Genomic DNA, 26,141 nt, shown 5'->3' with positions numbered 1-26,141 from the left:
GTATTGCCCATGAAACTCGCCATCGCCGGCTTCCACATCGAGTCGGTCAGCTTCTTGCCCAACACTTCCCGCTATGCCGATTTCGAGGAGGGAGCACTGCGCGGCGTCGGCATTCTAAAGGGCCTCGGCGGCACCAACACGGTACTCGGCGGCTTCCTCGAGATCTGCGAGGAACGAGGCGCTATGCCGGTACCGCTCGTCTACGCCTATCTGGGCGCCATGGGCCGCGTCGCCGACGATGTCATCGAGCGCTACACGGACGAGATATGCCAAGGACTGGCCGAGATCGACGACCTCGACGGCGTACTGCTGCACCTGCATGGCGCCGCCTGGGCCCCAGGCTACGAGGATCCCGAACGCTACATGATCGACGCGGTGCGTCGCACAGTGGGCGATCAGGTCAGGGTCATGGTGGGCTTCGACTACCACGGCAACCTGGATGCCGACAGCATTCGCGCCGCCGATGCCGTCTTCGCCTACCAGAAGTCGCCCCACACCGACATGGGCGACACCGGCCGGCGCACCGCGGATTGCATGGTCCGCACTCTGAAAGGCGAGATCCAGCCTCGCTGCGTGCTGGTCAAGCCCGGGGTCCTGACACCGAGCATCTTCAGCGCCACTGAACTGCACCCGCTAGCCGAGCTTCTCGCCGAGGCCCGTCGCCTAGAGCAGGCGTCCGACACCTACCTGGACATCTCCGTGATGGCTGGCTTTTCCTATGCCGACGCCATCAATACCGGCTTCTCGGTCATCGCCGTCACCGACGACAACGCCGATCGAGCCGAGGACATCGCCAACGCCCTTGCCGAGCGCATCTGGCGGCAGCGCCGGGAGCTCTATCGCCCCGAGCCCATCTACGCTCTCGACGAGGCCGTCGAACGTGCCATGACCCTCGCGCCCAGGGTCGACAAGCCCATCGTGCTGCTGGAGCATGCCGACCGCATGAGCGACTCGACCTATCTGCTCGATGCGCTGATCAAGCGCGGCGCCCGGCGCACCGCGGTACCCTTCCTGTGGGATCCCCAGGCGGCCGAGGCAGCGGCCGCCGCCGGGGTAGGCGCCACCGTCACCTTGACCCTGGGCGCGCACAGCTCGCGCAAGGCGGGTCCACGGCTCACCGTGGAGTGCGAGGTGCTGCAGGCCGAGCCCAAGAGCTATCATGTTTCCGGCGCCATGCTGCAAGGGAGCTACGTCAACCTGGGCCTGTCCGCACTACTGCGCATCGGCGATATCATGGTCAGCGTGATCAGCCGCTTCGCCTTCGGCGTCGATGAGGATGCCTTCACCGTCTTCGGCCAGAACCCCCGGGACTACGACCTGATCGTGCTTCGCTCGAAGACCCATTTCCGCCAGGTCTACCAGGAACTGGCCGAGGAGATCCTGATCGTGGATACCCCCGACTACGGTCCGGCCGACCTACTGACCCTGCCTTACGAGCGGCTGGACACCCGGTGCGTCTATCCCTTCGTGGAGCAGAACGTTCCGATGGAGGCGCGATGAACCGTTCCCTTGACGTCAGCCTTGCCCAGCTCGATGTTGCCCCACTGGCCCCGGCCGAGAATGGCGCCCGAATGCTGGAGATCGCCACCGCCGAGGCACGGGCCGGCGCCGGCCTGATCGTGTTTCCCGAACTCTGCAATACCGGCTACGTGGAGCCCCTGGCGCCCGGCCAGGGATACCCTTCGGGGAGTGCCTCCCATGCCGACTACGCCAGACGGCTACATGCCGCCGCCGCCGCGCCGGACGACGACCTGATACAGGCACTCGCGGCGCAGGCCGAACGCTATCGCTGCCACCTGGTGGCAGGACTCGCAATGCGCTCGGCCAGCCGTCCCGGGGTGCTCTACAACGCCTCTCTCCTGCTGGGGCCGGATGGCCAGCGCGCCTGCTATGCCAAGGCCCACCTGTGGCACAACGAAAAGCTCTTCTTCTCGCCCGGCCGCTCGCTGCCGGTCAGCGACATCGGCGCCGCCCGCCTGGGCATGCAGGTCTGCTACGATATCCGCTTCCCCGAGATCACCCGCTGCCTGGCGCTGGCCGGAGCCGAGCTCGTCACCAACGTCTGGGCCTCGTTTCGCCATGCCGAGGAACCGGTCGAAGACGACGGGCTCTTCCGCCACCGGGCCTATACGCGAGCCCAGGAGAACGGCGTTTTCTTCCTCAGCTGCAACCGGGTCGGCCGCCAGGGAGACATGCGTTTCATGGGCCGCAGCCTGGTCGCTCGACCCGACGGCAGGATCCTGGCCGCGCTGGATCATGAAAAGCCAGGCGTGCTACGCACCTCCCTGGACCTCGACGAGGTGGCGACGTACCGGATGAGCACCGGCATTCTCAACGACCGACGCCCCGAGCTCTATCGACCGCTGGCCGACCCCGAGCCGCTGCCCTGAAGCGCGTGCGCCCGACGCACCGCCTCCCCTGAAACCGCCAGCCCCCATCGATCGACGGGGGCTGACTGTCATGTCCGTGCCGGCCCCGGCGCGCGCCGGGGCCGGCCGACACTTACCGCTCAGGCCACGGGCCCCGCCTGCGGCGGTTCGGGAAACGGCAGCGGGGTGCTGCCGCGCCGCACCTCGAAGACGTTGAGCGTCATCGCGACCAGGGCGTAGTAGCCGAACACGCCCACCAGCTCGACCACCGCCGGTTCGCCGAAGGCCGCCACGGCCTCTGCGTAGAGGCCTTCATCGACGCGCCGAGTGGTGTACAGCGACTCGCCAAGGCGCACCACCAGCGCCTCGTCGTCACGCTCGAAGACCGGCTCGCGTCCTTCCCGCAGGGCCTCGATCACCGCCTCGGAGACGCCGGCTTCGCGAGCGATGGGCGCATGGATCTGCCACTCGGCCTGTGATTGCCACCAGGCCGCGGTGAACAGGATCGCCAGCTCGGTGAGCCGCAGCTCCAGACGGGTGTCATAGCGGCAGAAGGCGCCCAGGCGCTGGGCATGATCGGCCAGTGCCGGGCTGTGGATCCAGGCCAGGAAGGGGCCGTCAAGATTGCCGCGCGGACCGCTGAGAATGGCGTCCAGCACGCGGCGCTGCTCGGGGGCCATGTTCGCCTCGTCGAGGGGCGAGAGACGGGATTCGATCGACATCGGGCGAATTCCTTCAATGGTGGTCGAGAACGGTCTTCAGGGTCGCATCGAGCTTGTCGACGATCTCGTCCAGATGCGATTCCTCGAGGATGAACGGCGGCGCCAGCAGGATATGGTCGCCGCGCTGGCCGTCGATGGTGCCGCCCATCGGATAGCACATCAGGCCGTGATCCATGGCCGTTCGCTTGATGGCGGCGTGCAGCTTGCGCTCCGGCGCGAACGGCGTCTTGTCGTTGCGATCGGCTACCAGCTCGAGGCCACGAAACAGCCCCCGCCCGCGAATGTCTCCGACGTGGGGATGCTCGCCGAAACGATCCTCCAGGCGCCCTTGGAGCCCCTCGCCCAAGGTGCGAACGCGGGACAGCAAATCGCGAGACTCTATGGTGCGCTGCACCGCCAGCGCCGCGGCGCAGGCGGTGGCATGGCCGATATAGGTGTGGCCATGCTGGAAGAAGCCCGAGCCCTCGGCAATGGCCGCGCGAATCCGCTCGCTGACCAGGGTCGCGCCGATCGGCTGATAACCGGCCCCCAGGCCCTTGGCGATGGTGACCAGGTCCGGCGACACGCCTTCCTGCTCGGCGGCAAACAGGCTGCCGGTACGCCCCATGCCACACATCACTTCGTCGAGGATCAGCAGGATGCCATGGCGGTCGCAGATCTCGCGGACGCGCTTGAAGTAGCCCGGCACGGCAGGCACCGCACCCAGCGTCGCCCCCACCACCGGCTCGGCCACGAAGGCCATCACCGTCTGTGGCCCCAGCCGCTGGATCTCCGCCTCGAGCTCTTGCGCCAGCCGCTCGCCATAGGCCTCCGGGGTCTCGCCCGGCTCCTGGCCACGGTAGGCGTAGCAGGGACTGACATGGGTCACCTCCACCAGCAGCGGCTCGAACTGCTGCCGCCGCCAGGCGTTGCCACCGGTGGCCAGGGCCCCGAGGGTGTTGCCGTGATAGCTCTGGCGCCGCGCGATCAGGTGGCGTCGTTCAGGCTCGCCGCGCTCGACGAAATACTGCCGGGCCAGCTTCAGCGCCGCCTCTACCGCCTCGGACCCACCCGAGACGAAATAGACCGACGACAGCCCCTCCGGTGCGCGCTCGACCAGGAAGTCGGCCAGTGCCTCCATCGGCTCGGTGGTGAAAAAGGAGCTATGGGCATAGGCCAGCCGCCCCACCTGCTCACGAATCGCCTCGACCACCTCGGCATCGCTGTGGCCCAGGCAAGACACCGCGGCGCCACCGCAGGCATCGAGATAGCGACGTCCGTCGGCATCGATCAAGTACGGGCCCTCGCCACTCACGGCAGTGGGATAGCGTTGTTTCAGGTGACGATGGAACACGTGACTCATGCTGCCCTCCCCATGGGGCTTTTGCAAAGACATTTCCTATTTTGATTAAATGGAAATATATTTGCAAATAGATTCGATGCCGGCCTGACGCCGTGATTCCCGGGAGCTACAATGCCCCTCCTCGATCGCCAGCAGGAGCTCGTTCCACGCCATGACGCCCCCTACGCTCCATCGACCGGATACCCTCGCCGATCTCGAGCGCCTGCTCACCGACATAGAATCGGGCAACGGCGCGCTGCGCCTGGGCAAGCGCTCGCGACAGGTGCTGACGGCGATGATTTCCGCCCCCCAACAGACCGCCGTCTCGTCGATCAGCGACCTGGCGGAGCGTCTCGGTGTCAGCCCTTCGACGCTGTCGCGCCTGGCCCAGCGGCTGGGGTTCGACGGTTTCGGGGGGCTGCAGGGCGTGTTCCGGCGCCAGGTCACCGAGGGCAAGAGCTTTTACAGCGACCAGGTATCCCGCCTGCTGGATAGCGATGACGAAGGGGATGCTATGACCCGCCTGGCCCGACTGGGACGTCAGGAAAGCGCCAATATCAGCGACACGATATCGGGAATCGATGGTGAGGCCTTATCGCGCAGCGCACGGCGGCTGGTGGAAGCCAGGCGGGTGAGGATCCACGGCATGCGCCAGTTCGCCTCGCTGGCGTCTTTCATGGCCTACGGGCTGAGCATGCTGCGACCCGACGCGGCGCCGCTCGATCCCATCCGTCACGGGGTCGCCGACGCCCTGGCCCAGCTCGACGAAGACGACGTGCTGGTGGTGGTGAGCTGCTTTCCCTACACCCCCAGCGTGCTGGCCACGGCCGAAGTGGCGGCCCGCCAGGGCATCCACGTCATCGCCTTGACCGACGCCGCCGGCTCACCGCTGGCCAGGGTCGCCCGCGACAGCTTCACGGTGCCCAATCACAGCCTGTTCTTCAGCAACAGCATGTGCGCCTTCATGCTGCTGGCAGAGGGGCTGCTGAGCGAGGCGGCAAGCCTGATGGGGGATAAGGGCCTGGCCGCCCTCAAGCGGCGAGAGCGGCTGATCGGCGAGCTCAACGACTCGCTGTGATCCGCCCGCGCCGCGGCGACAGGAATCAGGGCTGCAGGATGGTCGAGCCGGTGGTCTGGCGCCCCGCCAGAGCCTCCTGGGCCTTGCCCGCCTCGGCGAGCGGGAAGCGCTGGCTGATATCGACGCTGACCTGGCCGCTTTCCAGCATCGCGAACAGGTCGGCGGCCATATCCTCGAGGCGCTCGCGGGTATCTGCATAGCCGTTGAGGCTCGGACGCGTCACATAGAGCGACCCCTTCTGGTTGAGGATGCCGATGTTGACGCCCTCCACCGGACCCGAGGCATTGCCGAAACTGACCATCAGGCCGCGCTTCTTCAGGCAGTCCAGCGACAGCCCCCAGGTATCCTTGCCCACCGAGTCATAGACCACGTCGCACATGGCGCCACCGGTGAGCTCGCGGACCCGTTCGACAACGTTCTCGCGGGTATAGTCGATGGTCGCCCACGCGCCGTTCTTCTCGGCCAGCGCCGCCTTCTCCGGCGAACTCACCGTACCGATCAGTTTGACGCCGAGCGCTTTCGCCCACTGACAGGCGATGGAGCCGACCCCACCGGCGGCGGCGTGCCACAGGATGGTCTCGCCGCCCTGCAGCGGATAGGTCTGGCGCAGCAGGTACTGCACGGTGAGCCCCTTGAGCATGGCGGCCGCCGCGGTCTCGACGTCGACGCCGTCCGGCAGCACCACCACCTTCTCCGCCGGCAGCACGTGCTGCTCGGCATAGGCGCCCAGCGGCCCCTGGGCATAGGCCACGCGATCACCCACCTCCAGATGCTCGACGCCCTCGCCCACGGCGTCGACCACGCCAGCACCCTCGGTGCCTAGCCCGGACGGCAGCGCCGGCGCCGGGTACAACCCGGTGCGAAAGTAGATGTCGATGAAGTTCAGGCCCACCGCCTGATGGCGAACCCGCACTTCGCCGGGCCCCGGTTCGGCAGGCGTGAACTCGACGAACTCGAGGACCTCGGGCCCACCGGTACGGGAAAACTGGATGCGCTTGGACATGCTGAGTATCCTTATGCCGCTAACGAAGATGATGCCCAGTCAAGCGCCCTCGCCCCGCGGGGTCAAGCGCTACACACTCGGGAAAGGCTTGACAGGTAGCGAGGGCTGTCAAAGAATGAAACTGTATACATTAAGCACACCCAAGTGACGACAATAAGGACGCTCCCATGAAAGCTACCTGGATGCTGATCACAACCGCCCTGGCCGCCGTCCTCACCGCCTCGCCCGCCATGGCGCAGGACGGCGAGGAATGCCAACTGACCATCGAGGGCAACGACCAGATGCAGTTCAACAAGGACGCCATGAGCGTGCCGGCCAGCTGCGACGAGATCACCCTGACGCTCGAGCACACCGGCTCGATGCAGGCCAACGTCATGGGCCACAACTGGGTGCTCTCCGAGACGTCGGAGTACCAGGCCCTGGCCCAGGCCGGCATGAACGCCGGACTGGAGAGCGACTACCTGCCGGCGGACGACGACCGCATCCTCGCCGCCACCGATGTCATCGGCGGTGGCGAGAGCACTTCCATCACCTTCTCCACCGAGGGCCTGGCCGGTCGCGACCTGACCTTCTTCTGCTCCTTCCCGGGCCACTCCAGCCTGATGAAAGGCACCTTCACGGTGACCGAAGCGTAACGCCTCCCCTGAACGCGCGCCGCCACGGCGGCGCGCTTCCCGTCAGTGGCTCGCCGACAGCGTGGCAGGAAAACTCTCCAGCCCCTTCACGAAGCGCTGCTTGTAATCGTCGAATAGCGCCCGATCGCGCTTGAACGACTGCACAATGCCCTGCTCGTCTACCGTCAGGGTGCGCGGCAGGTCGTCGAGCCCGGTGGCGGGATGGCGCTTGGACAGCCCGATGCGTACCCCGTGCTTGCCGCTGAGCCAGCGCTCAATGCCGGCCTCGCGAAACCGCTGCTCCTGCGCCGCATCGACGGCATCCACGCGCAGCGGCGCACGCAACGCCAGCTCGCCGACCAGCCGCAGCCCCGGGGCCTTGACGGTATCGGTGGAAAGATCCGCCAGCTGCATCACGGTCATGCCCTCGCCGGTCTCGTCCAGTGCCAGCAGCGCCAGCGCCAGTGGCCGTCCCTGGTCGTCGGCCAGCGCCAGCAGCCGCGCGGCTTCCTGTTCGAACAACACGCCCATCACACCGGCGAAGGTCACCAGCGGGGCAATTCCGGCGTCCTGGCCGTACGCCTCGGCACACAGCCGCGCCAGACAAGCCTCGCGCTGGGCCTCGTTCTTGATATGCACCACTCTCATTGCGTTCGGCTCTCCCTCGATACCTGACGCCCGGCGCGACCGGGCTCGAAACCGCGCAGCCTAGCACACTCGTCACACCGCGTCCGGCCCCGCCCCCGCACCATCGGGCTGGTCGCCCCATACCAGGCGACGATAGTCAAAATGCTCGTCCAGGGTCGGCTTGACGACCTGGAAGTAAGGCGAGACGTCGAAGTCCCGGGGCACGAAATGGCTGTAGTGGCGCGGATAGAGCACCCGGATCTCGCAGCCCCAGCAGCCCGGGTCCAGTGAGGCCGCCGGCACCACTAGCGGCAGGATCGGATAGCGCATCGACTGGAAGGCCTGGGCGATCAGGGTGGAGCAGATCGCCCGGGTAGGGTCGCCGCTGCCCAGCGCCAGCATCGGACGCCGCCAGCGCGTCGGCACCGGCGGCGTCGGCAACAGGTAGCGCGCCAGGTCGATGACATGGCCCAGGTCATAGCGATGGCCCAGGCGCTCTCCGGCGAAAGTCACCAGGCGAGCCACTTCCGCCTCGTTCAGCCCGACCGGCCGACAGATGCGGCAGTGCAGGCCGGCATAGTGTTCGATCCCCACCCGTCGCACGCCCTCGCGCACATCGGCCTCGATCAGGCCCTGCGGGCCGCCGCCGGCATGCTGGAAGGCCTCGCCCACATAGAGCGCAGCATGGGACCAGGTCGACTGGGTCAGGTACTTGATCGCGGTGCTGATCCGGGTATTGCCCTCGACCACCAGCACGTCGCCGGGCCGAAGGCTGGCCGCCAGGCGTTCGAGATCCACTGGCTCGAGGGTCTTCAACCCCGGCAGCGGCTTGGTCAGGTAACGGCTCAGCCAATCGCCGATATAGCGTCGCATGGAGACCTCCTACTCCCGGCGCCGTCATGACGACGCCAGGAAGGTGCGCCGTTTCGATCTTCTCCCGCACCAGGCACGGCGTCCAGGCCTGCAGCCACTTGGCCAGGGCGCACTGCCGTTACGTTCCCCACCCTTGCGACCGTTTCTCGAGACATCTCGCGCCCGCAGCATGGCGACGCTCGATGGCATGATCTAACTTTCATCTTGCTGTCATCGTCAGGACCTAATGTATCAATGCCCGACTGCTGTGATCGCCGCCTGGCTCGGGCTTACTGACTGCCAAGAGACCCAATGGAAAAGGAGATTCCGATGCCACGCCTTCACGCGGGAGCGCTGACCCTGGGGATGGCCGCCGCCGGCCTGTCGCTGTCTGCCCAGGGCGCCACCGAGATCGCCTGGTGGCACGCCATGGGCGGCGAACTCGGCAACAAGGTCGACGAGATCGCCGCCGACTTCAACGCCTCCCAGGACGACTACGTCGTCAATCCCTCTTTCCGCGGCAACTACTCGGAGACCATGACCGGCGCCATCGCTGCCTTCCGCGCCGGCGAGGCCCCGGCCATCGTGCAGATCTACGAGGTCGGCACCGCCACCATGATGAACGCCGAAGGCGCCATCGTGCCGGTCCACGAGCTGATGAGCGAGTCGGGCCAGGACTTCGACCCGAGTGCCTTCCTGCCCGCCGTGACCGGCTACTACACCGACGCCGAGGGCCAGATGCTGTCCATGCCCTTCAACTCCTCGACGCCGGTGGTCTACGTCAACCGCGACATCCTCGCCGAGGCGGGCGTGGACGAGGTGCCGACCACCTGGCAGGGGCTCGGCGAGACCCTCGGCCAGATCGTCGACGCCGGCGCCGCCGAGTGCGGCATGACCACCACTTGGCCGTCCTGGATTCAGCTCGAGAACTTTTCGGCGCGCAACGACCTGCCTTTCGCCACCGAGCAGAACGGCTTCGGCGGCCTCGATGCCCGCCTGACCATCAACGACACCGCCGCCGTCGATCACATCCAGCGCCTGGCCGACTGGCAGCAGGACGGCCGCTTCGACTACGGCGGCCGCTTCGACGAGGCCGCCCCGGCCTTCTACACCGGCCGCTGCGCCATGCTGATGGCGTCCTCCGCCTCGCTGGCGGGCGTGCGCGCCAACGCGGAAGACTTCGACTTCTCCGTCGCCCCGCTGCCCTACGACAGCGACCTGGTCGACACGCCGCAGAACAGCATCATCGGCGGCGCCTCGCTGTGGGTGCTGGCCGGCAAGAGCGACGAGGTCTACCAGGGAGTGGCGCGCTTCTTCGACTACCTCTCCTCCGCCGAGGTCCAGGCCGACTGGCACCAGTTCTCCGGCTACCTGCCGATCACCCAGGCGGCCTACGAGCTCGGCCAGCAGCAGGGCTTCTACGAGCAGAACCCGGGCAGCGCCGTGGCCATCGAGCAGATGACAGGCGTCACGCCCACGGCCAACTCCAAGGGACTGCGCCTGGGCAACATGCCGCAGATCCGCGACGTCATCGAGGAGCAGTTGGAGCGCATCTTCAACGGCGACGTGAGCGCCCAGGAAGGCCTGGACGAGGCAGTGCGCCGTGGCCATGAACTGCTGGAGCGCTTCCAGCAGGCCAACGGCTGATCCGCCCCTGAATCCTTAGACCCTGGCCCAGCGCCGGCACGCCGCTTCAGCGTGCCGGCTCCCCGTTCCGGCAAACGACGACCATGGCGACCTTCCAGCGACACCGCCTCACGCCCTGGCTGCTGCTCGCCCCGCAGTTGGCCGTCGTGGCGATCTTCTTCTTCTGGCCCGCTGCCCAGGCCATGTTCCAGGCCTTCTACGTCGAGGACCCCTTCGGCCTCGGGCGCACCTTCGTGGCCTTCGAGAATTTCATCCGCGTGCTCGCCTCGGCAGAGTACTACCGGGCGCTGGGCATCACCGTGGCCTTCAGCGCCGGCGTGGCGCTGGGCGCCATGGCCCTGGCGCTGCTGCTGGCGGTGCTCGCCGATCGGGTGATCAAGGGCGCCACCGCCTACCGCACCCTGCTGGTCTGGCCCTATGCCGTGGCGCCAGCGGTCGCCGGCGTGCTGTGGGGCTTCATGCTCGACCCAGAGCTCGGCCTGATCAGCGCCTGGCTCGGCGCGCTCGGCGCGCTCGGCATCGACTGGAATCATCAGCTCAACGGCGGACAAGCCATGGCACTGGTGGTGATGGCCTCGATCTGGAAGCAGATGAGCTACAACTTCGTGTTCTTCCTGGCCGGCCTGCAGGCCATCCCCCGCAGCCTGCTGGAGGCGGCGGCCATCGACGGCGCCGGCCCCTGGCGACGCTTCTGGACCATCACCTTTCCGCTGCTGTCGCCGACCAGCTTCTTCCTGCTGGTGATGAACAGCGTCTATGCCTTCTTCGAGACCTTCGGCACTATCGATGCCACCACCGCTGGGGGGCCCGGCGGCGCCACGCGCACGCTGGTCTACAAGGTCTTCGAGGACGGCTTCATCGGCTACGACCTGGGCTCCAGCGCCGCCCAGTCGGTGCTGCTGATGGGGCTGGTGGGTCTGTTGACGCTGCTGCAATTCCGCTATCTCGAGCGCAAGGTCCAGTACTGACATCGGAGAAACGCCCCATGCGCTACCGCCGCCGCGGACTGGACATCGTCAGCCACGGGCTGCTGATCCTGTCCCTGATCGCCTTCTGCCTGCCGGTGTGGCTGGCCATCACTGCCGCCACCCACGACCAGGCCTCGCTGTACACCGGCACCGCGCCGCTGTGGTTCGGCGAGCAGGGGCTCGACAACTTCCGCGCCGTGCTCAGCGAGCCGGTCAGCCGGCTCGGCACCGACGCGTCCCGGCTGCTGCTCAATTCCACGGTCATGGCGCTGGGTATCGCCTGCGGCAAGATCGTCATCGCCATCCTGGCCGCCTACGCCATCGTGTTCTTCCGCTTCCCGCTGCGCCGGCTGTGCTTCTGGCTGATCTTCATCACCCTGATGCTGCCGGTGGAGGTGCGCATCATGCCCACCTACAAGGTGGCGGCCGATCTCGGGCTGCTGAACTCCTACGTCGGGCTGATCCTGCCCTTGATCGCCAGCGCCACCGCGACCTTCCTGTTCCGGCAGTTCTACCTTACCGTACCGCCGGAGCTGCTCGAGGCGGCCCGGGTCGACGGCGCCGGCCCCTGGCGCTTTCTCAAGGACATCCTGCTGCCGCTGTCGACGACCAATATCGCCGCCCTGTTCGTGATCATGTTCCTCTACGGCTGGAACCAGTATCTCTGGCCACTGCTGATCACCACCGAGGCAGACCACATGACCATCGTCGTCAGCCTCAAGCGCCTGCTCTCCTCGGCCGACAACCTGGTGCCCTGGCAGACGGTCATGGCCACCGCCCTGCTGGCCATGCTGCCGCCGGTGGCGGTGATCGTGCTGATGCAGCGCTACTTCGTGAAGGGGCTGGTCGACGCCGAGAAATGACGCTTTCACCGATCAACGAGACATGCCTATGGCCACCCTCCGCCTGGACGCCCTGAGCAAGACCTATCCCAACGGCTTCACCGCCCTGCACGGCGTCGACCTGGCGATCGACGACGGCGAACTGATCGTGGTGGTCGGCCCGTCGGGCTGCGGCAAGTCCACCCTGCTGCGCATGCTCGCAGGCCTAGAGTCGATCAGCGGCGGCGAACTCGCCATCGACGGGCGCCGCGTCAACGACCTGGAGCCAGCCGAGCGCGATATCGCCATGGTGTTCCAGAACTACGCCCTCTACCCGCACATGAGCGTGGCCGACAACATGGGCTATGCGCTGAAGAATCGCGGCGTGCCGAAGGCCGCACGCCGGCGCAAGGTCGAGAAGACCGCACGTCTGATCGGGCTCGAGGACCTGCTCGACCGGCGCCCTCGCCAGCTCTCCGGCGGCCAGCGCCAGCGGGTGGCCATGGGGCGCGCCATCGTGCGCGAACCCAAGGTATTCCTGTTCGACGAACCGCTCTCCAACCTGGACGCCAAGCTGCGCGTCCAGATGCGCATCGAGATCCGCCGCCTGCAGAAGCGCCTTGGCGTCACCGCGGTCTACGTCACCCACGACCAGGTCGAGGCCATGACCCTGGCCGATCGTCTGGTGGTGATGAACGGCGGGCGCATCGAACAGGTCGGCACGCCGATGCACCTTTACGAGCGCCCCGCCAGCCGCTTCGTGGCCGGTTTCATCGGCTCGCCGGCGATGAACTTTCTCGACGCCCGCCTCGACGGTGACGGCCTGACGCTGCCCTGCGGAGCGCGACTGGCGCTGCCGAGCGAGCCCGAGCGCGTCGCCGACGGCGAGGCGGTCTGCCTGGGCGTGCGCCCGGAGCATCTGGCCGTGGTGTCCGAGGGTGGCGCCGGCGACGGCGTCCTCAGCGTTCGCGTCGAGCTGGTCGAACCGCTGGGCGCCGACACCCTCGTCCACGCGCGGCTCGACGGTCAGGACGACCTGGTGGTGGCGCGCATCGACGGTATTCAGCCGGTGGCCGAAGGCGATAGTCTGATCCTGCGCCCGGACACCGACCGCCTGCACCTCTTCGACCCCGACTCCGGGCAGCGCCTGGATGACCTGGAGCCCGAATGCCAGCACTCGACCTCCCCCGCCTGATCGCCCACCGCGGCCTTTCCGCCCAGGCTCCCGAGAATACCCTGGCGGCGGTGCGGGCGGCCCACGACGCCGGCATCGACTGGGTCGAGCTCGACGTCCAGCTGCTCGGCGACGGCACCCCGGTGATCTGGCACGACCGAGACGTGGCGCGCTGCTCGAACGGCCGCGGCCGGCTGGCCACGCTGGACCTCGCCGCGGCGCGCCGACTGGACGCGGGCGCCTGGTTCGCGCCCGCCTTCGCCGGCGAGCGGATGGCCACCCTCGACGAGATGCTCGCGCTGCTCGCCGAGCTGGGCATGGGCGTCAACCTGGAGCTCAAGGTCAACCGCGGCCACGACCCGGCGGCGCTGGCCGAGGCGGCGGTGCCGACGCTGATGGAGGCGCTGCCGTTCGAGCGGCGGCTGGTGTCGTCCTTCGACGCCCGAGCGCTGGGCGTCGCCCGGGCACTGGTCGGCCCCGAACGGCTGGCTCTGGGGGCGCTGTTCGACCGCGTGCCTCGCGACTGGCAGGCCCGCGCCGAGGCGGCCCAGGCCGTCAGCGTGCATGCCAACTGGAAGCCACTGAAGTCCGAACGGGCCCGGGCCATCAAGGCCGCCGGCTACGCTCTGCTCTGCTACACCGCCAACGACCCCGACGCCTTCGCCCCGCGCTGGGACTGGGGCGTCGACGCGGTGATCAGCGACGATCCCACGCAATTCCGCTAAGCCTGACTTGGCGTCTGTACAACAACCGTAAGACGAACACTCAGCAGCCGATCAGCCCCCCGATGGCGGCCGAATCGAGATGTTCCTCCAAAGTATCGGCCAGCCGGTCGAGCTGGCGCTCGCGGTGGGCGGCCAGATCCACGGCCGCGTCCTCGCTTTCGAACCCCAGCATGGCCAGCAGCGCGGCGGCCGCCGGCGCCTCGTCGAACAGCCCGTGCAGATAGGTGCCCATCACCTGGCCGTCCTCGCTCACCGCACCGTCGGGGCGGCCGTCCAGGTCGAGCAGCGGGTGCGCGAGCGCCGGGCCCTCGCTGACGCCGTTGTGGATCTCGTAGCCGCTCACCGCCACGTCTTCGCCGGCCGGGGTGCCCGTGAGCGTACCGCGCACGTTGCGCAGCTGCTTGCCGGCCACCATGCGGGTGCGCATCGGCAAGAGCCCCAGCCCCGGCACGCTGCCGGCCTCGCCCTCCAGGCCGTCCGGGTCGTCGATGGCATCGCCGAGCATCTGGAAGCCGCCGCAGATGCCGAGCACCCGGCCGCCGTAGCGCAGATGGCGACGTATCGCCGGTTCCCAGCCCTGGCGTCGCAGCCAGGCTAGGTCGCTGGCAGTGCTCTTGCTGCCGGGCAGCAGGATGACGTCGGCAGGCGGGATGGGCCGGCCCGGCCCAACCAGCGTCAGCTCGACCCGCGGATGCAGACGCAGCTCGTCGAGGTCGGTGTGGTTGCTGATCCGCGGCAGCGCCGGCACCGCCACGCGCAACCCCGGCGCCTCGGCAGCGCTCTCGGTGAGGCCGAGGCCATCCTCGGCGTCCAACAGCAGGCCATTGAGATGCGGCAGCACGCCCGTCACCGGCTTGCCGGTGCGCTCGGTGAGCCAGTCCAGCCCCGGTTCGAGCAGCGCGATGTCGCCGCGGAAGCGGTTGATCACAAGCCCGGTGGTGCGCGCACGCTCGGACTCGCTGAGCAGCTCCAGGGTGCCCACCAGCTGGGCGAAGACGCCGCCGCGGTCGATGTCGGCGACCAGCCACACCGGGCAGTCCACCGCCTCGGCGAAGCCCATATTGGCGATGTCGTTGGCACGCAGATTGATCTCGGCGGGGCTGCCGGCGCCCTCGGCGATCACCAGATCAAAGCGACTCGACAACCGCTCCCAGGCCGCCAGCACGGTCTCCCGGGCCTGGCGCTTGAAGGCGTGGTAATCCAGCGCATCCATATGGCCGTGGACCCGGCCGTCGAGGATCACCTGGGCGCCGCGGTCGGTCTCGGGCTTGAGCAGTACCGGATTCATGTCGGCATGGGGTGCCAGCCCGCAGGCCAGCGCCTGCAGCGCCGTGGAGCGGCCGATCTCGCCGCCCTCCGGCGTCACGGCGCTGTTCAGTGCCATGTTCTGGGGCTTGAACGGCGCCACCGACACGCCACGCCGCGCCAGCAGCCGGCACAGCCCCGCCACCACCGTGCTCTTGCCGGCGTCAGAGGTAGTGCCCTGGATCATCAATGTCGCCACGCCAGATGCCTCGCTTTAACCGGGTCGTCCTCAAAGATGGCGAGACTCTACCTAGCCGCCCAATGAGCCGCAATTACCAACGATGCCCCTCGCTATCCCCGATCCCTCAAGGCATGCCATCATGCCTAGATCACTATGTGGGGAAATGACATGGAACCGGTCATACAGGAAGACATTTCGGGCTGTGGGATTGCCGCGAGCGCGGCGCTGGCGGGCGTGTCCTACTCAGCAGCAAGGCGAGTTGCCAACGGTTTGGGGATTCATGCCCAGGACAAGACCCTATGGTCCGATACTCGGTATGTCCGCACCCTGCTCTCGGCCTTTCACATCACCACGTCGCCGATGGAGACGCCATTCACGTCCTGGGAAGCATTGCCCGACAAGGCTCTGCTCGCCATCAAGTGGCGTCGGGAAGGCGGTCGCCCCTTCTGGCACTGGGTCGTATTCATCAGACGAGACGGCGACGCCTGCGTGCTGGATTCCAAGAAACAGCTGCGTTCGCATGTTCGACGGGATTTCGGACGTATGAAACCCCGGTGGTTCATCGAAGTATATGACTGAGATAACGGCAGCCAGAGACCAGCCGGCCCTGCAGCTCAACCTTCTCGTCCTGCGCTGCCAGGCGCTGGAGGCCAGCAAACGATTCTATGAGCGGCTAGGGTTTCGCTTCGTGAAGGAGCAGCATGGCAATGGCCCGGTCCATTACGCCTCAGAGGAGGCGGGCATGGTCTTCGAGCTATACCCGCTACGTGAAGGTGAGTCGGTGGACAACACGCGACTCGGCTTTCGCGTGCCGGACCTCGAGGAGATCGTGGCGCCCCTCGAGACGCTGAATCGCGATATCATCGCCGACGAAGTGATCCATATCGTCCAGGATCCCGACGGCAGAAACGTCGAGCTCAGGGAACGGACGACATGACGCCACGTCGCGGCGAGCAACGCCGGCGTTCTCGAGGACACATCCTGGACGCGAGTCCGGAGCATTCATGGAGAAAGACATGCAAGGAAGCTGCCTGTGTGGCGTCGTGACCTATGAGATCGACCGTCTCGATCTGCCGATCGTTCACTGCCACTGCAGCACCTGCCAGAAGGCCCATGCCGCGGCCTTCACCACCACTGCCGGCGTCGAGCGCCGGCATTTCCGCTGGACCGCGGGTGAGGAGACGCTCTCCCACTTCGTATCATCACCGGGCAAGCGGCGCTGGTTCTGCTCAGCGTGCGGGACGCATCTGATGGCGGAGCGCTCCGAAAAGCCCCACGTCATCCTGCGCGTAGCGACCCTGGACGAGGATCCGGGAGAGCGTCCCGCCCTGCATATCTGGCGCTCCCATGACGTGGCCTGGCTGGCAGACGATAAGGCGCTTGCGTCCCATGACGAATGGCCGCCGGGGCGGTAGGGCTCTGGCCGGAGCTCCATCCGGCTTCCGGCACAACATGGCCTGTAGCGGTCACCCTGCTCCACTCCGCGTGGTGCCCTGGATCCAGTGCCCTTACCGTTTATCCTCCCGGGCCGCGAGCGCCTCGAACAGCGCCGGGGCCTCGGCCACCTCGCCCCAGCCGTTGCCGTGCACCCGCTCGGCCAGCGGCAGGCGCTGGCGCCAGCCGGCGCGGGCCAGCTCGGGGCGATCGAGGAACGCGTCGACGTAGCCCAGGCACAGGTAGGCGAGCGGATAGACGTGCTCCGGCAGGCCCAGCACCTCACTAAGCTCGTCCTGATCGAGGATGCTGACCCACCCCACGCCGATGCCCTCGGCCCGGGCCGCCAGCCACAGGTTCTGGACCGCCAGGCAGGTGCTGAACAGGTCCATCTCGACGATGCTCTGGCGCCCCAGCACGTGCTCGCCGCCGCGGCTGCGGTCGCAGGTGATGCACAGGTTGAGCGGGCTCTCGAGGATGCCCTCCAGCTTGAGGCGGCGATACAGCGCGCCGCGCTCACCGGTATGGGCCTCGGCCGCCTTGGCGTTCTCGCGCTCGAAGATGGCGTGCACGCGCTCGCGCACCGCGCGGTCGTCGATCAGCAGGAAGTCCCAGGGCTGCATGAAGCCCACCGAAGGCGCGTGATGGGCGGCATCGAGCAGCCGCGCCAGCACCTCGGGCGGAATCGGGTCCGGGCGGAACTGGGCTCGCACGTCGCGGCGCTCGAAGATGGCCCGGTAGAGGCCTTCGCGCTGCGCCTCGGGGAAGGCGTGGTCGGGTCGCCTGCTCGGATCTGCCATGCGGCGGTCTCCTGGAAATTTCGATAGTGAGGTGTCTGGCGTGGCAGCGGGACAAGAGCAAGACTAGGCCGAGTCTGAAAGTCGGCGAGCGAAGGCTAGACAAGGCAAAAATCAGCGAAAAGCCGGAGTTTACGAGCCGTAAATGAGGACTTTGAGCTGATTTTTAACGCCGTATAGCCGAGCGCAGCCACTTTTCAGGCCGGCCTAGAGCTCGACCCCTTTTTGGGCCTTTACTCCCTGATCCTTGAAGGCGTGCTTGACCACCTTCATCTCGGTCACCGTGTCGGCCAGTTCGATCAGCGCCTCGGGGGCGTGGCGGCCGGTGACCACCGCGTGCTGCATGGCCGGACGGCCCTGGAGATCATCGAGCACGGTGTCGAGTGCCAGGTAGCCGTGGCGCAGGGCGATGTTGAGCTCGTCGAACAGCACCAGCGCGTAGTTCGGGTCGGCCAGCATGCGCCGGGCCTCGGCCCAGGCCGCCTCGGCGGCGCGCACGTCGCGCTCGCGGTCCTGGGTGTCCCAGGTGTAGCCCTCACCCATGACGTGGTAGTCCACGCCCGGCAGGTTGCGATAGAAGGCCTCCTCGCCGGTCTGGAACTTGCCCTTGATGAACTGCACCACGCCGACCTTCATGCCGTGGCCCAGGGCGCGTGCGACCATGCCGAAGCCGGAGCTGCTCTTGCCCTTGCCGGGGCCGGTGAGCACCAGCAGCACGCCCTGCTCCTTGTCGGCGGCGGCAATCCGCTCGTTCATGATTCTCTGCTTGTGGGCCATGCGCACCGCATGGCGCTCGGGGTCGACGTGCTTCATCGGGATCTCCAGCGATCGAGGGAATAGCGTGGTGGTTCTGGGAGAATGCCGGGGACAAGCCTACGCGGAGACGCGATGAATACATCCTTGTAGCTCCCGACGCCCTGCAGCGCTCTCGCATCCTGCTCCGCTTGCAGGTCCGGTGCTGGCCATCCTTGGCCAGCCCGTTCGGAGCAAGGCTCCTCACCCATGGCGTAGGAGCTCCGCTGCGGCTTGTCCCCTATATCAATCATTCGATAGGCCCTGGCAGCAGAGGATGACGCGCCAGCAGGTAGACATCCATGATCCAGCCATGGCGCTCGCGCAGCGCGGCGCGGCGCTGGACGATGGCCGGGCCGACCTCGGCCAACGGGCCGTCGATCAGGCACTGCTTGTCCATGCCGAGATAGGCGCCCCACCAGATGTGCAGGCCCTCCGGGGCCAGCGACTGGAAGGCGCCGCCGGCGTCCAGCATCACCGCCACGCTGGCGGCGTCGCCGGGCCAGCCGCGCTCGCGCAGGCGCCGCCCGGTGGTGATCTGCACCGGCTCGGCCAGGGCGTTGAGGGGAATGCGGTGCTCGGCGGTCAGTACCTGCAGGCTGGTGATGCCGGGCACGACCTCGACCGCCAGCGCCGCGTCCCCGTCTCGGCCCGAGCTCTTCAGGCGCTCGGCGATGCGCAGGCTACTGTCGTATAGCGAGGGATCGCCCCAGATCAGCATGGCGACCCGCCCGCCCTCCGGCAGGTGGCGCGTCATCTGTTCGGCCCAGACGTCGGCGATCGCCGCGTGCCAGTCGTCCACCGCGCCCAGGTAATCGGTACGGGCCTCGCGGTGCGGCAGATCGAACTCCACGACCCGCGAGTGCGCGGCCTCGTCGAGCAGGTGGCGGCACAGCAGCCGGCGCAGGTCGACCAGGTCCGACTTGGCGTCCCCCTTGCGCGGCAGCAGGATCAGCTCGGCCTCGCGCAGCGCGCGCACCCCGGCCAGGGTCACGTGGTCGGGATTGCCGGTGCCGATGCCGATCAGCGACAGATGGATCATGACGCGCCTCGCTCCTCGCCCACCGCATCGTCTGCCCCGCTCTCGGCGAAGGGCGAATCCGCCGACTGCGGCCGGAAGCGGCGGTCGTAGCCGATGGCGTAGAGACGGCTGTCGTCGAAGTCCTCGCTGGCCAGCGCCGGGCCGACCAGGATCAGCGCGGTACGGTTCATGGCCGGATCGAGCCGCGCGACGATGGTGTCGAGCCGCCCGCGGATCACCCGCTGGTCGGGCCAGCTGGCCCGCCAGACGATGGCCACCGGGCAGTCGTCGCCGTAGCAGGGCGACAGCTCGGCCACCACATGCTCGAGGTTGTGGATGGACAGATGAATCGCCAGGGTCGCGCCGGTCCGAGCGAAGTTGGCCAGGCTCTCGCCGTCCGGCATGGCACTGGCGCGGCCCGGCGTGCGGGTCAGCACCACCGACTGCGCCACGCCCGGCAGGGTCAGCTCCTGGCCGAGGGTGGCGGCCGCCGCGGCGAAGGCCGGCACCCCGGGGGTGATGGCGTAGGGAATGCCCAGCGCGCGCAGCCGGCGCAGCTGCTCGCCCATGGCCGACCACACCGACAAATCGCCGGAGTGCAGCCGGGCCACGTCCTGGCACGCGGCGTGGGCGCTGGCGATCTCGTCGATGATCTCGTCGAGGGACAGCGGCGCGGTGTTGATGATCCGCGCGCCCTCTGGGCAGTGATCGAGGATCGCCTCGGGCACCAGCGAGCCGGCGTAGAGGCACACCGGACTGGCGGCAATCAGGTCGCGCCCGCGCAGGGTCAAGAGATCCGGCGCACCGGGGCCGGCACCGATAAAGTGAACGGTCATATCGTGTCTCCTGCCGGGGTGTCGCTTGTCATCGCAGTGCTGGCCATCGCGGCGGTGGCGCGTCGATCCGGGGAAACCAGCCGCGGGCCGAGCAGCTCGCCGTTCGGGCCCGCCGCCAGTACCGCCACGGCCTCGGCGACGCTGCCGGTGCCGCGGGCCCGGCGGCTATGCGAGGAGCGGGTCAGCGTCTCGGCCGTGGCCAGCGCATGGTCAGGCACGCCGAGGGTCTCGAGCCCCCGCGTCTCGCTCAGCGCCTGCACCAGCGGGCGCATGCTCTCGGCCGCCGCCAGCCGGTCGGCCGGGCCGTGGCGCGTCTCGATCCGGTCCAGCGCCTCGGTGAGCGAGGCGAGCGTGGCCGCGCGACGAAAGCCGAAGCCCGCGACCCTCATCGTTTTGCTCTTCATGGCGCCCGGCCCCGCGCCGTTCATCTCGCTGTTCATTTCTCGACCCGCCACTGCACGATGGGATAGGCGGCCTTCCAGCCGCGGCGGGTGCCGAGGGCGGCCGCCGACGACAACTCCAGGCGCACCAGTTCGCCGCCGGCCTGGCACTGCCAGTGGGTCAGCAGCGCCTCGGACTCCAGGGTGACGGCATTGGCCACCAGGCGCGTGCCGGCCGGCAGGCGTCGCCATAGCGTCGCCAGCAGCGCCTCGGAGAGCCCGCCGCCGATAAAGACCGCATCGGGCGGCGGCGCGTCTTCCGGCGCCTGCGCGTTCAGCATTTCCAGGGCATCGCCCTCCACCACCTCGAGCCAGTCGACGCCGAGCTCGCGGGCGTTGTGCCGTGCCCGGTCGGCCCGCTCGGCGTCGCGCTCGAGGCCCAGGGCGCGGTTGTCCGGATGGGCCAGCAGCCATTCGATGGCGACCGAGCCGGAGCCGGTGCCGATGTCCCACAGCCGTTCGCCCGGCGCCGGCGCCAGGGCGGCGAGCGTCGCGGCGCGCACCGCCGGCTTGGTGATCTGGCCATCGTGGTCGAACCAGTGATCCGGCCGCCCGGGCGTCAGTGGCAGCGCCGGCCCGTCGCCGTCGACCTCGAGCCCCACCGCCACCGGATGGGCGATGTCGTCGGGCAAGTCGGCGTTGGCGCGCAGGTGACGGACGCGTTCACGTTCACCGCCCAACGCCTCCAGCACCAGGAGCCGGCTCGCCCCGAAGCCGACGCGGACGAGCAGGCCTGCGAGCTCGCTCACCGCCGCGCCGTCACGCAGCAACACCAGCAGGCGGCGCCCGCGATGCAGGTGCGGGCGCAGGCGCGTCAGTGGCCGGGCATGCAGGCCCAGGCAGGTCAGCCCCTCCAGCGACCAGCCCAGCCGTGAAGCCGCCAGGCTGAAGGTCGAGGGCGACGGCAGCGCGCGCCACTCGCCGGCCTCGAGGTGGCGCGCGAGGGTCGCGCCGGCGCCGAACCAGAAGGGATCGCCGGAGGCCAGCATCACCGTCCGCCGGCCGCGCTCGGCCAGCAGCTCGGGGACGCCGTCGGCGAAGGGCACCGGCCACTCGCGCACCTCGGCGGCGAGCACAGGCAGCAGGCGCAGGTGGCGCCGCGCGCCGAACACCACCTCGGCGGCCTGAAGCGCCTCGCGGCTTGCCGGCGTGAGCCCGGCCGTGCCACCCTCGCCCCAGCCCAGTACCGTCAGCCAGGGAGCGTCGTCCGCGTCAGTCATCATGAAGGTCCTGATTCTGGGAGGTACCACCGAGGCCAGCGCCCTGGCCCGCGCGCTGGCCGAACGCGAGATCCCCGCACTGTTCAGCTACGCCGGTCGCGTCACCGCGCCCAAGCCCCAGCCGCTGCCCACCCGCGTCGGCGGCTTCGGCGGCGTGGACGGGCTGGCCGCCTTCCTCGCGGCGGAGCGCATCACCCATCTGGTCGATGCCACCCATCCCTTCGCCGAGCGGATGAGCCGCCATGCCGTGGCCGCGGCCGAGCGGCTCGGCATCGCACTGCTCGCCCTGACCCGCCCGCCCTGGGCGCCTCAGCATGGCGATGGTGGAAAGCCTGGCGATTGTGGGCAGCAAGGCGACCGCTGGCAGCGGGTCGATAGCATCGGGGCGGCGGTGTCGGCGCTTTCCGGCCCGCCGCAGCGGGTGCTGCTGGCCATCGGGCGCATGCATCTGGCCGCCTTCGCCGCCCGCCCCGAGCACCACTACGTACTGCGGCTGGTCGACCTTCCCGTTGATCCGCCACCGCTGCCGCGCCATACCCTGACCGTCGACCGCGGCCCCTTCACCCTCGAGGGCGACCTGGCCCTGCTGCGCGAGCACGGCGTCGAACGCCTGGTGTGCAAGAACGCCGGCGGCGCGGGGGCGGCGGCCAAGCTCGAGGCCGCTCGAGCGCTTGGCCTGCCGGTGGTGATGATCGACCGTCCGGCACTTCCGCCCCGCCTCGAGACGCATGCGATCGACGACGTACTCGAGTGGCTGGGTCATATGACCGACCGCGGCGTATAGACCCACTCGCCCGCCTCATAGCTTGCTGCCGGAATGCGCCGCGTCAGGCTCGAGCCCACCATCACCAGGGTGCGCATGTCGGCCATCTCCGGCGTCGCCTCGCCGAGGGTCGTGACGCGCAGGCTCTCCTCCGGCGTGGAGATCGCGCGGGCGAACATGATCGGTCGGTCAAAGCCGCAGGCCTCGCGCAGTACGTCCAGGGCGCGAGCAAAGCCCTCCGGCCGCGCGCGGGAGCGCGGGTTGTAGAAGGCCATGGCGAAGTCGGCCTCGGCGGCCAGCCGCAGGCGCGTCTCGATCAGCGCCCAGGGCTTGAGGTTGTCGGAGAGGTTGATGCAGCAGAAGTCGTGGCCAAGCGGCGCACCGAGCCGCGCGCTGGCGGCGAGCATCGCCGATACCCCCGGCAGCACCTGGATGTCCAGCGCCCGCCAGGCCGGCTCGCCCGCCTCCAGCGCCTCGAACACCGCCGCGCCCATGCCGAACACCCCGGGGTCGCCCGAGGAGACCACCACCACCCGGCGGCCCTCGGCGGCCATCGCGAGCGCCTGCTCCGCGCGGCGGATCTCCTCGCGGTTGTCCGAGCCGTGGCGGGTCAGCCCCGGCCGCGGCGCCAGGCGCTCGACGTAGGGCACGTAGCCCACCGCATCGGTGGCCTCGCCCAGCACGACCGACGCCTCCGGGGTGATCAGCGCCTCGCTGCCGGGGCCTAGACCGACCACTTTCAGCCATCCTGTATTGCTCATGGCCGCCTCCCGTGGCCGTGAATCACCAAAATCGAGAAATAGGGCACGCGCTCGCCGGCATCGCGCAGCGGCACCACCCGCTGCCGGCCCATGGAGGCGTACTCGATCAGCCAGGCCTCGTCCTCACGGCCGGCGCTTTCCAGCGCGCGGCGCAGCTTGTCGAGGTGGCGGCCGATCTTCATCACCACCAGGGCGTCGGTGCGCGCGATGCGCTCGGCCAGCCGGTCCTCCGGCTGGGTCGCGGTCAGCACCGTCAGCACATCGTCGCCCCAGGTGATGGGCCGGCCCGTGGCCGTCCAGGCGGCGGACATGCCGGTGATCCCGGGCACCACCTCGACCGGCACGCGATCCAGCAGCCGCGTGTAGAGGTGCATAAAGGAGCCGTAGAAGAAGGGATCACCCTCGCACAGCACCGCCACGTCGTGGCCCGCCCCGGCGATCTCGGCGAGCTGCGCCACCTGGCGCGCGTAGAAAGCCGACAGCCACTCGTTGTACCGCGGGTCGTCGACGGGAATCTCGGTGGTGACCGGATACTCCATCGCAAGCTCCACGGCGCCGGGTGCCAGCATGCCCTCGACGATGGTGCGGGCGTGGCCGGTGCGGCCCTTCTTGCGGAAGTAGGCGACGTGGCTGGCACCGCGGATCAGCCGGTCGGCGCGCACGCTCATCAGGTCCTGGCTGCCGGGGCCGAGGCCGACGCCGAAGATCGTGCCGAATCGGGTATCGAGCGTCGTCATTCGCGGCGATCCGCCATGGCGTTGATGGCGGCCACCGTCACCGCGCTGCCGCCGAGCCGGCCCTCGACGATGGCGCAGGGCGCCGCACCGCTCTCCCACAGCGCCTGCTTGGATTCCGCCGCGCCGACGAAGCCCACCGGGCAGCCGACGATCGCCGCCGGACGCGGGCAGTCCGGGGCCTTGAGCATGTTGAGCAAGTGGAACAGCGCGGTCGGCGCGTTGCCGATCGCCACCACCGCGCCGTCCAGCTGGGGCCGCCACAGCTCCAGCGCCGCCGCCGAGCGGGTGTTGGCCATCTCACGCGCCAGGCCCGGCACCCGCTCGTCGTGCAGGGTGCAGATCACGGCGTTATCCGCCGGCAGGCGCTGGCGGGTGATGCCCTCGGCGACCATGCGCGCGTCGCAGAGGATCGGCGCGCCGGCCTCCAGCGCCGCCCGGGCGCGGGCCACCGCGTCGTCGCGGAAGTGGACGTGGGGCGCCAGCGCCACCAGGCCGGCGGCGTGGATCATGCGTACGGCGACCGGCTCCTCCTCGGGCGAGAAGCGTGACAGCTCAGCCTCGCGCCGTATGATGGCGAAGGACTCCCGGTAGATCGCCGGCCCGTCGGTTTCATAGACGTAAGGCATGTTGTTCCTCTCAATCACTCAATACCGGCAACAAGGCATCGCGAGCGATGAGCGCGCCACCTTGTTCCCGTGTCATCTGTTGTTCCGCACCGCGGCGATGCGCTCGACGGCGTCGGCTTCGCTGAGGCCAGTCGCGACCGGCGTGTCATCGGCGCGGCCGCCCAGGATCAGGTCATAGCGGCCGTCGCGCCCCGTCAGGCAGACCTCGGCCGGGCCGCTGTGGGCGCAGCCCTTGGCGCAGCCGGAAAGATGCAGGCGGCCGGTCGCTGGCTTGCCGGAGCATTCGGCCAGCCGCTCTCTCAACCACTCGGCCAGCGCCGTCGCCAGCTCCTGGGTCGCCACGCTGGCCTGGGCGCAGAACGGCGCGCCGGGGCAGGCGTCCATGGCCAGGCGCGGGTCGCGGGCGTTATGGATCAGGCCGTCGTCCGGTGCGCTTTCTTTCGTATTCAGATTCGGATTCGCGGGCTCACCTTCCAGCAGCAGGCGCCGCCAGGGCGTCACGCGCACGCCGGTAATACCTTTGGCGGAGAATAAAGAGCGAAGCGCCGCGGCCGGCGCCCGGCCAAAAGGCAGCCCGACCACCCGGCCGGCAGGATGCGGCCCCGGCGCCAGGTCCGGGGCGTGGTCGGACGCTTCCGGCGCGGCAGCTGGCTCGGTATCGGCCTCCGCCCACTCCGGCAGCGGCGTCTCGAAGCGGCGCATCCGCCCGGCCGCGTGACCGCCCTCGTCGACGAACCAGTGCGCCAGCCGCGTCATCAGCGCGACCGCGGCCTCGACGTCGGCGACCGGCGTGCCGAGATCGCGCCCATCGGCCCGCACCATCAGGCCGCCCTCGACCGAGCGCTCGAGGCGCAGGTCGGCGGGCACGTCGCCCAACACCGGCGCCGGGCCAGCATCCAGCGCCAGGCCCCACTTGTCCGGCAGGGCCGGCCAGTCGGCCATGCGGCGTTCCAGCCGGCGCGCCGCCGCGACGGTGGCATCGCCGGCACGCCAGTCCGGGGCCAGCAGCAGCCCCGGCCGGCGCTCGCCCTCGGCGTCCGGGGCCGCCAGGCCGTGCTCGACCAGAAACGCCATCAGCTCGGGCCAGCCGGCCTCGCTCACTCCGCGCAGCTGCAGGTTGGCGCGACGGGTCAGCTCGATCAACCCGCTGCCCCAGGTCTCGGCGGCCTCGCACAGCGCCAGCATCCGGGCCCGGGTGAGCCGGCCCAGCGGCGGGCGCACACGCACCAGCAGGCCATCGCCGGTGGCCATGGGCCGCCAGGCACCGGGGCACCAGCCGCGCACGCGGGGCGAGGCGCTCAAGCTCT

29 protein-coding genes are annotated in these 26,141 nt (G+C 68.9%); 13 read left to right on the top strand and 16 right to left on the bottom strand.

All coding sequences use genetic code 11. From position 1 onward, the window contains the following. The first annotated feature begins 9 nt into the window (after positions 1 to 9). Positions 10 to 1,500 (top strand): M81 family metallopeptidase, encoded by a 1,491-nt coding sequence (locus tag ACGTN6_RS13795; protein WP_394592442.1) that lies wholly within the window; start codon positions 10 to 12, stop codon positions 1,498 to 1,500. Beyond that, the gene (locus ACGTN6_RS13790) at positions 1,497 to 2,390 is read left to right on the top strand and encodes a carbon-nitrogen hydrolase family protein (protein ID WP_394592440.1); all 894 of its coding nucleotides are present in this window, start codon (positions 1,497 to 1,499) and stop codon (positions 2,388 to 2,390) included. Before ACGTN6_RS13795 ends, ACGTN6_RS13790 begins: the two co-directional genes overlap by 4 nt. Before the next feature lie 119 nt (positions 2,391 to 2,509). Here the strand turns inward: ACGTN6_RS13790 and ACGTN6_RS13785 are convergent, their stop codons facing one another. Next, positions 2,510 to 3,091 carry a carboxymuconolactone decarboxylase family protein gene (locus tag ACGTN6_RS13785; RefSeq protein ID WP_394592438.1) on the bottom strand — a complete coding sequence of 194 codons (582 nt, stop codon included), beginning with the start codon at positions 3,089 to 3,091 and terminating at the stop codon, positions 2,510 to 2,512. A 13-nt stretch (positions 3,092 to 3,104) separates the two neighbouring features. After that, the gene (locus tag ACGTN6_RS13780; RefSeq protein WP_394592436.1) at positions 3,105 to 4,433 is read right to left on the bottom strand and encodes an aspartate aminotransferase family protein; all 1,329 of its coding nucleotides are present in this window, start codon (positions 4,431 to 4,433) and stop codon (positions 3,105 to 3,107) included. A gap of 151 nt (positions 4,434 to 4,584) precedes the next feature. On the opposite strand from ACGTN6_RS13780, the gene ACGTN6_RS13775 reads away from it, so the two are divergent. Then, entirely contained in the window at positions 4,585 to 5,490 is a 906-nt protein-coding gene (locus tag ACGTN6_RS13775; RefSeq protein ID WP_394592434.1) for a MurR/RpiR family transcriptional regulator, read from the top strand. A 25-nt stretch (positions 5,491 to 5,515) separates the two neighbouring features. Here the strand turns inward: ACGTN6_RS13775 and ACGTN6_RS13770 are convergent, their stop codons facing one another. Further along, complete coding sequence (locus ACGTN6_RS13770) at positions 5,516 to 6,493, bottom strand: NADPH:quinone reductase (RefSeq protein ID WP_394592432.1); 978 nt, start codon at positions 6,491 to 6,493, stop codon at positions 5,516 to 5,518. Between the two features lie 167 nt (positions 6,494 to 6,660). On the opposite strand from ACGTN6_RS13770, the gene azu reads away from it, so the two are divergent. Further along, on the top strand, positions 6,661 to 7,128 hold the full coding sequence (azu, locus tag ACGTN6_RS13765; RefSeq protein ID WP_394592431.1) for an azurin: 468 nt from the start codon (positions 6,661 to 6,663) through the stop codon (positions 7,126 to 7,128). A 42-nt stretch (positions 7,129 to 7,170) separates the two neighbouring features. Here azu and ACGTN6_RS13760 read toward each other — a convergent pair whose 3' ends face one another. Next, the gene (locus ACGTN6_RS13760; protein ID WP_394592429.1) at positions 7,171 to 7,755 is read right to left on the bottom strand and encodes a hypothetical protein; all 585 of its coding nucleotides are present in this window, start codon (positions 7,753 to 7,755) and stop codon (positions 7,171 to 7,173) included. A gap of 72 nt (positions 7,756 to 7,827) precedes the next feature. Beyond that, positions 7,828 to 8,607: a YiiX/YebB-like N1pC/P60 family cysteine hydrolase gene (locus tag ACGTN6_RS13755; RefSeq protein WP_394592427.1), complete on the bottom strand. Its 780-nt coding sequence runs from the start codon at positions 8,605 to 8,607 to the stop codon at positions 7,828 to 7,830. A 309-nt stretch (positions 8,608 to 8,916) separates the two neighbouring features. Here ACGTN6_RS13755 and ugpB point away from each other — a divergent pair, with 309 nt between their 5' ends. From ugpB to ACGTN6_RS13730, 5 genes are all read left to right on the top strand, one after another. Further along, positions 8,917 to 10,233 (top strand): sn-glycerol-3-phosphate ABC transporter substrate-binding protein UgpB, encoded by a 1,317-nt coding sequence (gene ugpB / locus ACGTN6_RS13750; RefSeq protein ID WP_394592425.1) that lies wholly within the window; start codon positions 8,917 to 8,919, stop codon positions 10,231 to 10,233. Positions 10,234 to 10,316: 83 nt separating this feature from the next. Then, on the top strand, positions 10,317 to 11,201 hold the full coding sequence (gene ugpA, locus ACGTN6_RS13745) for a sn-glycerol-3-phosphate ABC transporter permease UgpA (protein WP_394592423.1): 885 nt from the start codon (positions 10,317 to 10,319) through the stop codon (positions 11,199 to 11,201). Between the two features lie 17 nt (positions 11,202 to 11,218). After that, positions 11,219 to 12,064 (top strand): sn-glycerol-3-phosphate ABC transporter permease UgpE, encoded by an 846-nt coding sequence (ugpE, locus tag ACGTN6_RS13740; RefSeq protein WP_394592421.1) that lies wholly within the window; start codon positions 11,219 to 11,221, stop codon positions 12,062 to 12,064. A 28-nt stretch (positions 12,065 to 12,092) separates the two neighbouring features. Next, on the top strand, positions 12,093 to 13,217 hold the full coding sequence (locus tag ACGTN6_RS13735) for a sn-glycerol-3-phosphate import ATP-binding protein UgpC (protein WP_394592420.1): 1,125 nt from the start codon (positions 12,093 to 12,095) through the stop codon (positions 13,215 to 13,217). After that, positions 13,190 to 13,921 carry a glycerophosphoryl diester phosphodiesterase gene (locus ACGTN6_RS13730; protein ID WP_394592418.1) on the top strand — a complete coding sequence of 244 codons (732 nt, stop codon included), beginning with the start codon at positions 13,190 to 13,192 and terminating at the stop codon, positions 13,919 to 13,921. Before ACGTN6_RS13735 ends, ACGTN6_RS13730 begins: the two co-directional genes overlap by 28 nt. Before the next feature lie 40 nt (positions 13,922 to 13,961). On the opposite strand, the gene ACGTN6_RS13725 is transcribed toward ACGTN6_RS13730, so the two are convergent. Further along, on the bottom strand, positions 13,962 to 15,425 hold the full coding sequence (locus ACGTN6_RS13725; RefSeq protein ID WP_394592416.1) for a cobyric acid synthase: 1,464 nt from the start codon (positions 15,423 to 15,425) through the stop codon (positions 13,962 to 13,964). Positions 15,426 to 15,575: 150 nt separating this feature from the next. Here ACGTN6_RS13725 and ACGTN6_RS13720 point away from each other — a divergent pair, with 150 nt between their 5' ends. The 3 genes from ACGTN6_RS13720 to ACGTN6_RS13710 all read left to right on the top strand — a co-directional run bounded on the left by ACGTN6_RS13720 (position 15,576) and on the right by ACGTN6_RS13710 (position 16,822). Then, positions 15,576 to 15,986 carry a hypothetical protein gene (locus ACGTN6_RS13720; RefSeq protein WP_394592414.1) on the top strand — a complete coding sequence of 137 codons (411 nt, stop codon included), beginning with the start codon at positions 15,576 to 15,578 and terminating at the stop codon, positions 15,984 to 15,986. Continuing rightward, the gene (locus ACGTN6_RS13715) at positions 15,979 to 16,344 is read left to right on the top strand and encodes a VOC family protein (RefSeq protein ID WP_394592412.1); all 366 of its coding nucleotides are present in this window, start codon (positions 15,979 to 15,981) and stop codon (positions 16,342 to 16,344) included. The genes ACGTN6_RS13720 and ACGTN6_RS13715 overlap by 8 nt, the downstream gene beginning before the upstream one ends. A gap of 79 nt (positions 16,345 to 16,423) precedes the next feature. Beyond that, a complete protein-coding gene (locus ACGTN6_RS13710) occupies positions 16,424 to 16,822 on the top strand; it encodes a GFA family protein (protein WP_394592410.1) in 399 nt (132 codons plus the stop codon). A gap of 93 nt (positions 16,823 to 16,915) precedes the next feature. On the opposite strand, the gene bluB is transcribed toward ACGTN6_RS13710, so the two are convergent. From bluB to cbiE, 6 genes are all read right to left on the bottom strand, one after another. After that, the gene (bluB, locus tag ACGTN6_RS13705; protein WP_394592408.1) at positions 16,916 to 17,641 is read right to left on the bottom strand and encodes a 5,6-dimethylbenzimidazole synthase; all 726 of its coding nucleotides are present in this window, start codon (positions 17,639 to 17,641) and stop codon (positions 16,916 to 16,918) included. A gap of 204 nt (positions 17,642 to 17,845) precedes the next feature. Further along, complete coding sequence (cobO, locus tag ACGTN6_RS13700) at positions 17,846 to 18,451, bottom strand: cob(I)yrinic acid a,c-diamide adenosyltransferase (RefSeq protein ID WP_394592406.1); 606 nt, start codon at positions 18,449 to 18,451, stop codon at positions 17,846 to 17,848. 229 nt (positions 18,452 to 18,680) lie between these two features. Then, a complete protein-coding gene (gene cobF, locus ACGTN6_RS13695) occupies positions 18,681 to 19,472 on the bottom strand; it encodes a precorrin-6A synthase (deacetylating) (RefSeq protein ID WP_394592404.1) in 792 nt (263 codons plus the stop codon). Continuing rightward, on the bottom strand, positions 19,469 to 20,287 hold the full coding sequence (gene cobM, locus ACGTN6_RS13690) for a precorrin-4 C(11)-methyltransferase (protein WP_394592402.1): 819 nt from the start codon (positions 20,285 to 20,287) through the stop codon (positions 19,469 to 19,471). Before cobM ends, cobF begins: the two co-directional genes overlap by 4 nt. Then, the gene (locus ACGTN6_RS13685) at positions 20,284 to 20,676 is read right to left on the bottom strand and encodes a cobalamin biosynthesis protein (RefSeq protein WP_394592400.1); all 393 of its coding nucleotides are present in this window, start codon (positions 20,674 to 20,676) and stop codon (positions 20,284 to 20,286) included. Before ACGTN6_RS13685 ends, cobM begins: the two co-directional genes overlap by 4 nt. A gap of 47 nt (positions 20,677 to 20,723) precedes the next feature. Continuing rightward, positions 20,724 to 21,950 carry a precorrin-6y C5,15-methyltransferase (decarboxylating) subunit CbiE gene (cbiE, locus tag ACGTN6_RS13680; protein ID WP_394592398.1) on the bottom strand — a complete coding sequence of 409 codons (1,227 nt, stop codon included), beginning with the start codon at positions 21,948 to 21,950 and terminating at the stop codon, positions 20,724 to 20,726. On the opposite strand from cbiE, the gene ACGTN6_RS13675 reads away from it, so the two are divergent. Further along, positions 21,949 to 22,731 carry a cobalt-precorrin-6A reductase gene (locus tag ACGTN6_RS13675; RefSeq protein WP_394592396.1) on the top strand — a complete coding sequence of 261 codons (783 nt, stop codon included), beginning with the start codon at positions 21,949 to 21,951 and terminating at the stop codon, positions 22,729 to 22,731. The two genes, cbiE and ACGTN6_RS13675, sit on opposite strands and share 2 nt — an antisense overlap. Here ACGTN6_RS13675 and cobJ read toward each other — a convergent pair. From cobJ to ACGTN6_RS13655, 4 genes are all read right to left on the bottom strand, one after another. Further along, positions 22,707 to 23,471 (bottom strand): precorrin-3B C(17)-methyltransferase, encoded by a 765-nt coding sequence (gene cobJ, locus ACGTN6_RS13670; protein WP_394592395.1) that lies wholly within the window; start codon positions 23,469 to 23,471, stop codon positions 22,707 to 22,709. The two genes, ACGTN6_RS13675 and cobJ, sit on opposite strands and share 25 nt — an antisense overlap. Next, positions 23,468 to 24,208, bottom strand: coding sequence for a precorrin-2 C(20)-methyltransferase (gene cobI / locus ACGTN6_RS13665; protein ID WP_394592393.1), 741 nt, complete (start codon positions 24,206 to 24,208; stop codon positions 23,468 to 23,470). Before cobI ends, cobJ begins: the two co-directional genes overlap by 4 nt. Then, on the bottom strand, positions 24,205 to 24,834 hold the full coding sequence (locus ACGTN6_RS13660) for a precorrin-8X methylmutase (protein WP_394592391.1): 630 nt from the start codon (positions 24,832 to 24,834) through the stop codon (positions 24,205 to 24,207). Before ACGTN6_RS13660 ends, cobI begins: the two co-directional genes overlap by 4 nt. Before the next feature lie 72 nt (positions 24,835 to 24,906). Next, the gene (locus tag ACGTN6_RS13655) at positions 24,907 to 26,136 is read right to left on the bottom strand and encodes a cobalamin biosynthesis protein CobG (protein ID WP_394592389.1); all 1,230 of its coding nucleotides are present in this window, start codon (positions 26,134 to 26,136) and stop codon (positions 24,907 to 24,909) included. Positions 26,137 to 26,141 lie beyond the last annotated feature (5 nt).

The organism is Halomonas sp. B23F22_20 (assembly GCF_043496985.1).
In the GTDB taxonomy this organism is placed as follows: domain Bacteria; phylum Pseudomonadota; class Gammaproteobacteria; order Pseudomonadales; family Halomonadaceae; genus Halomonas.
Note: the sequence above shows the minus strand (reverse complement) of the source record. Positions and strands in the feature narration are given on the sequence as shown.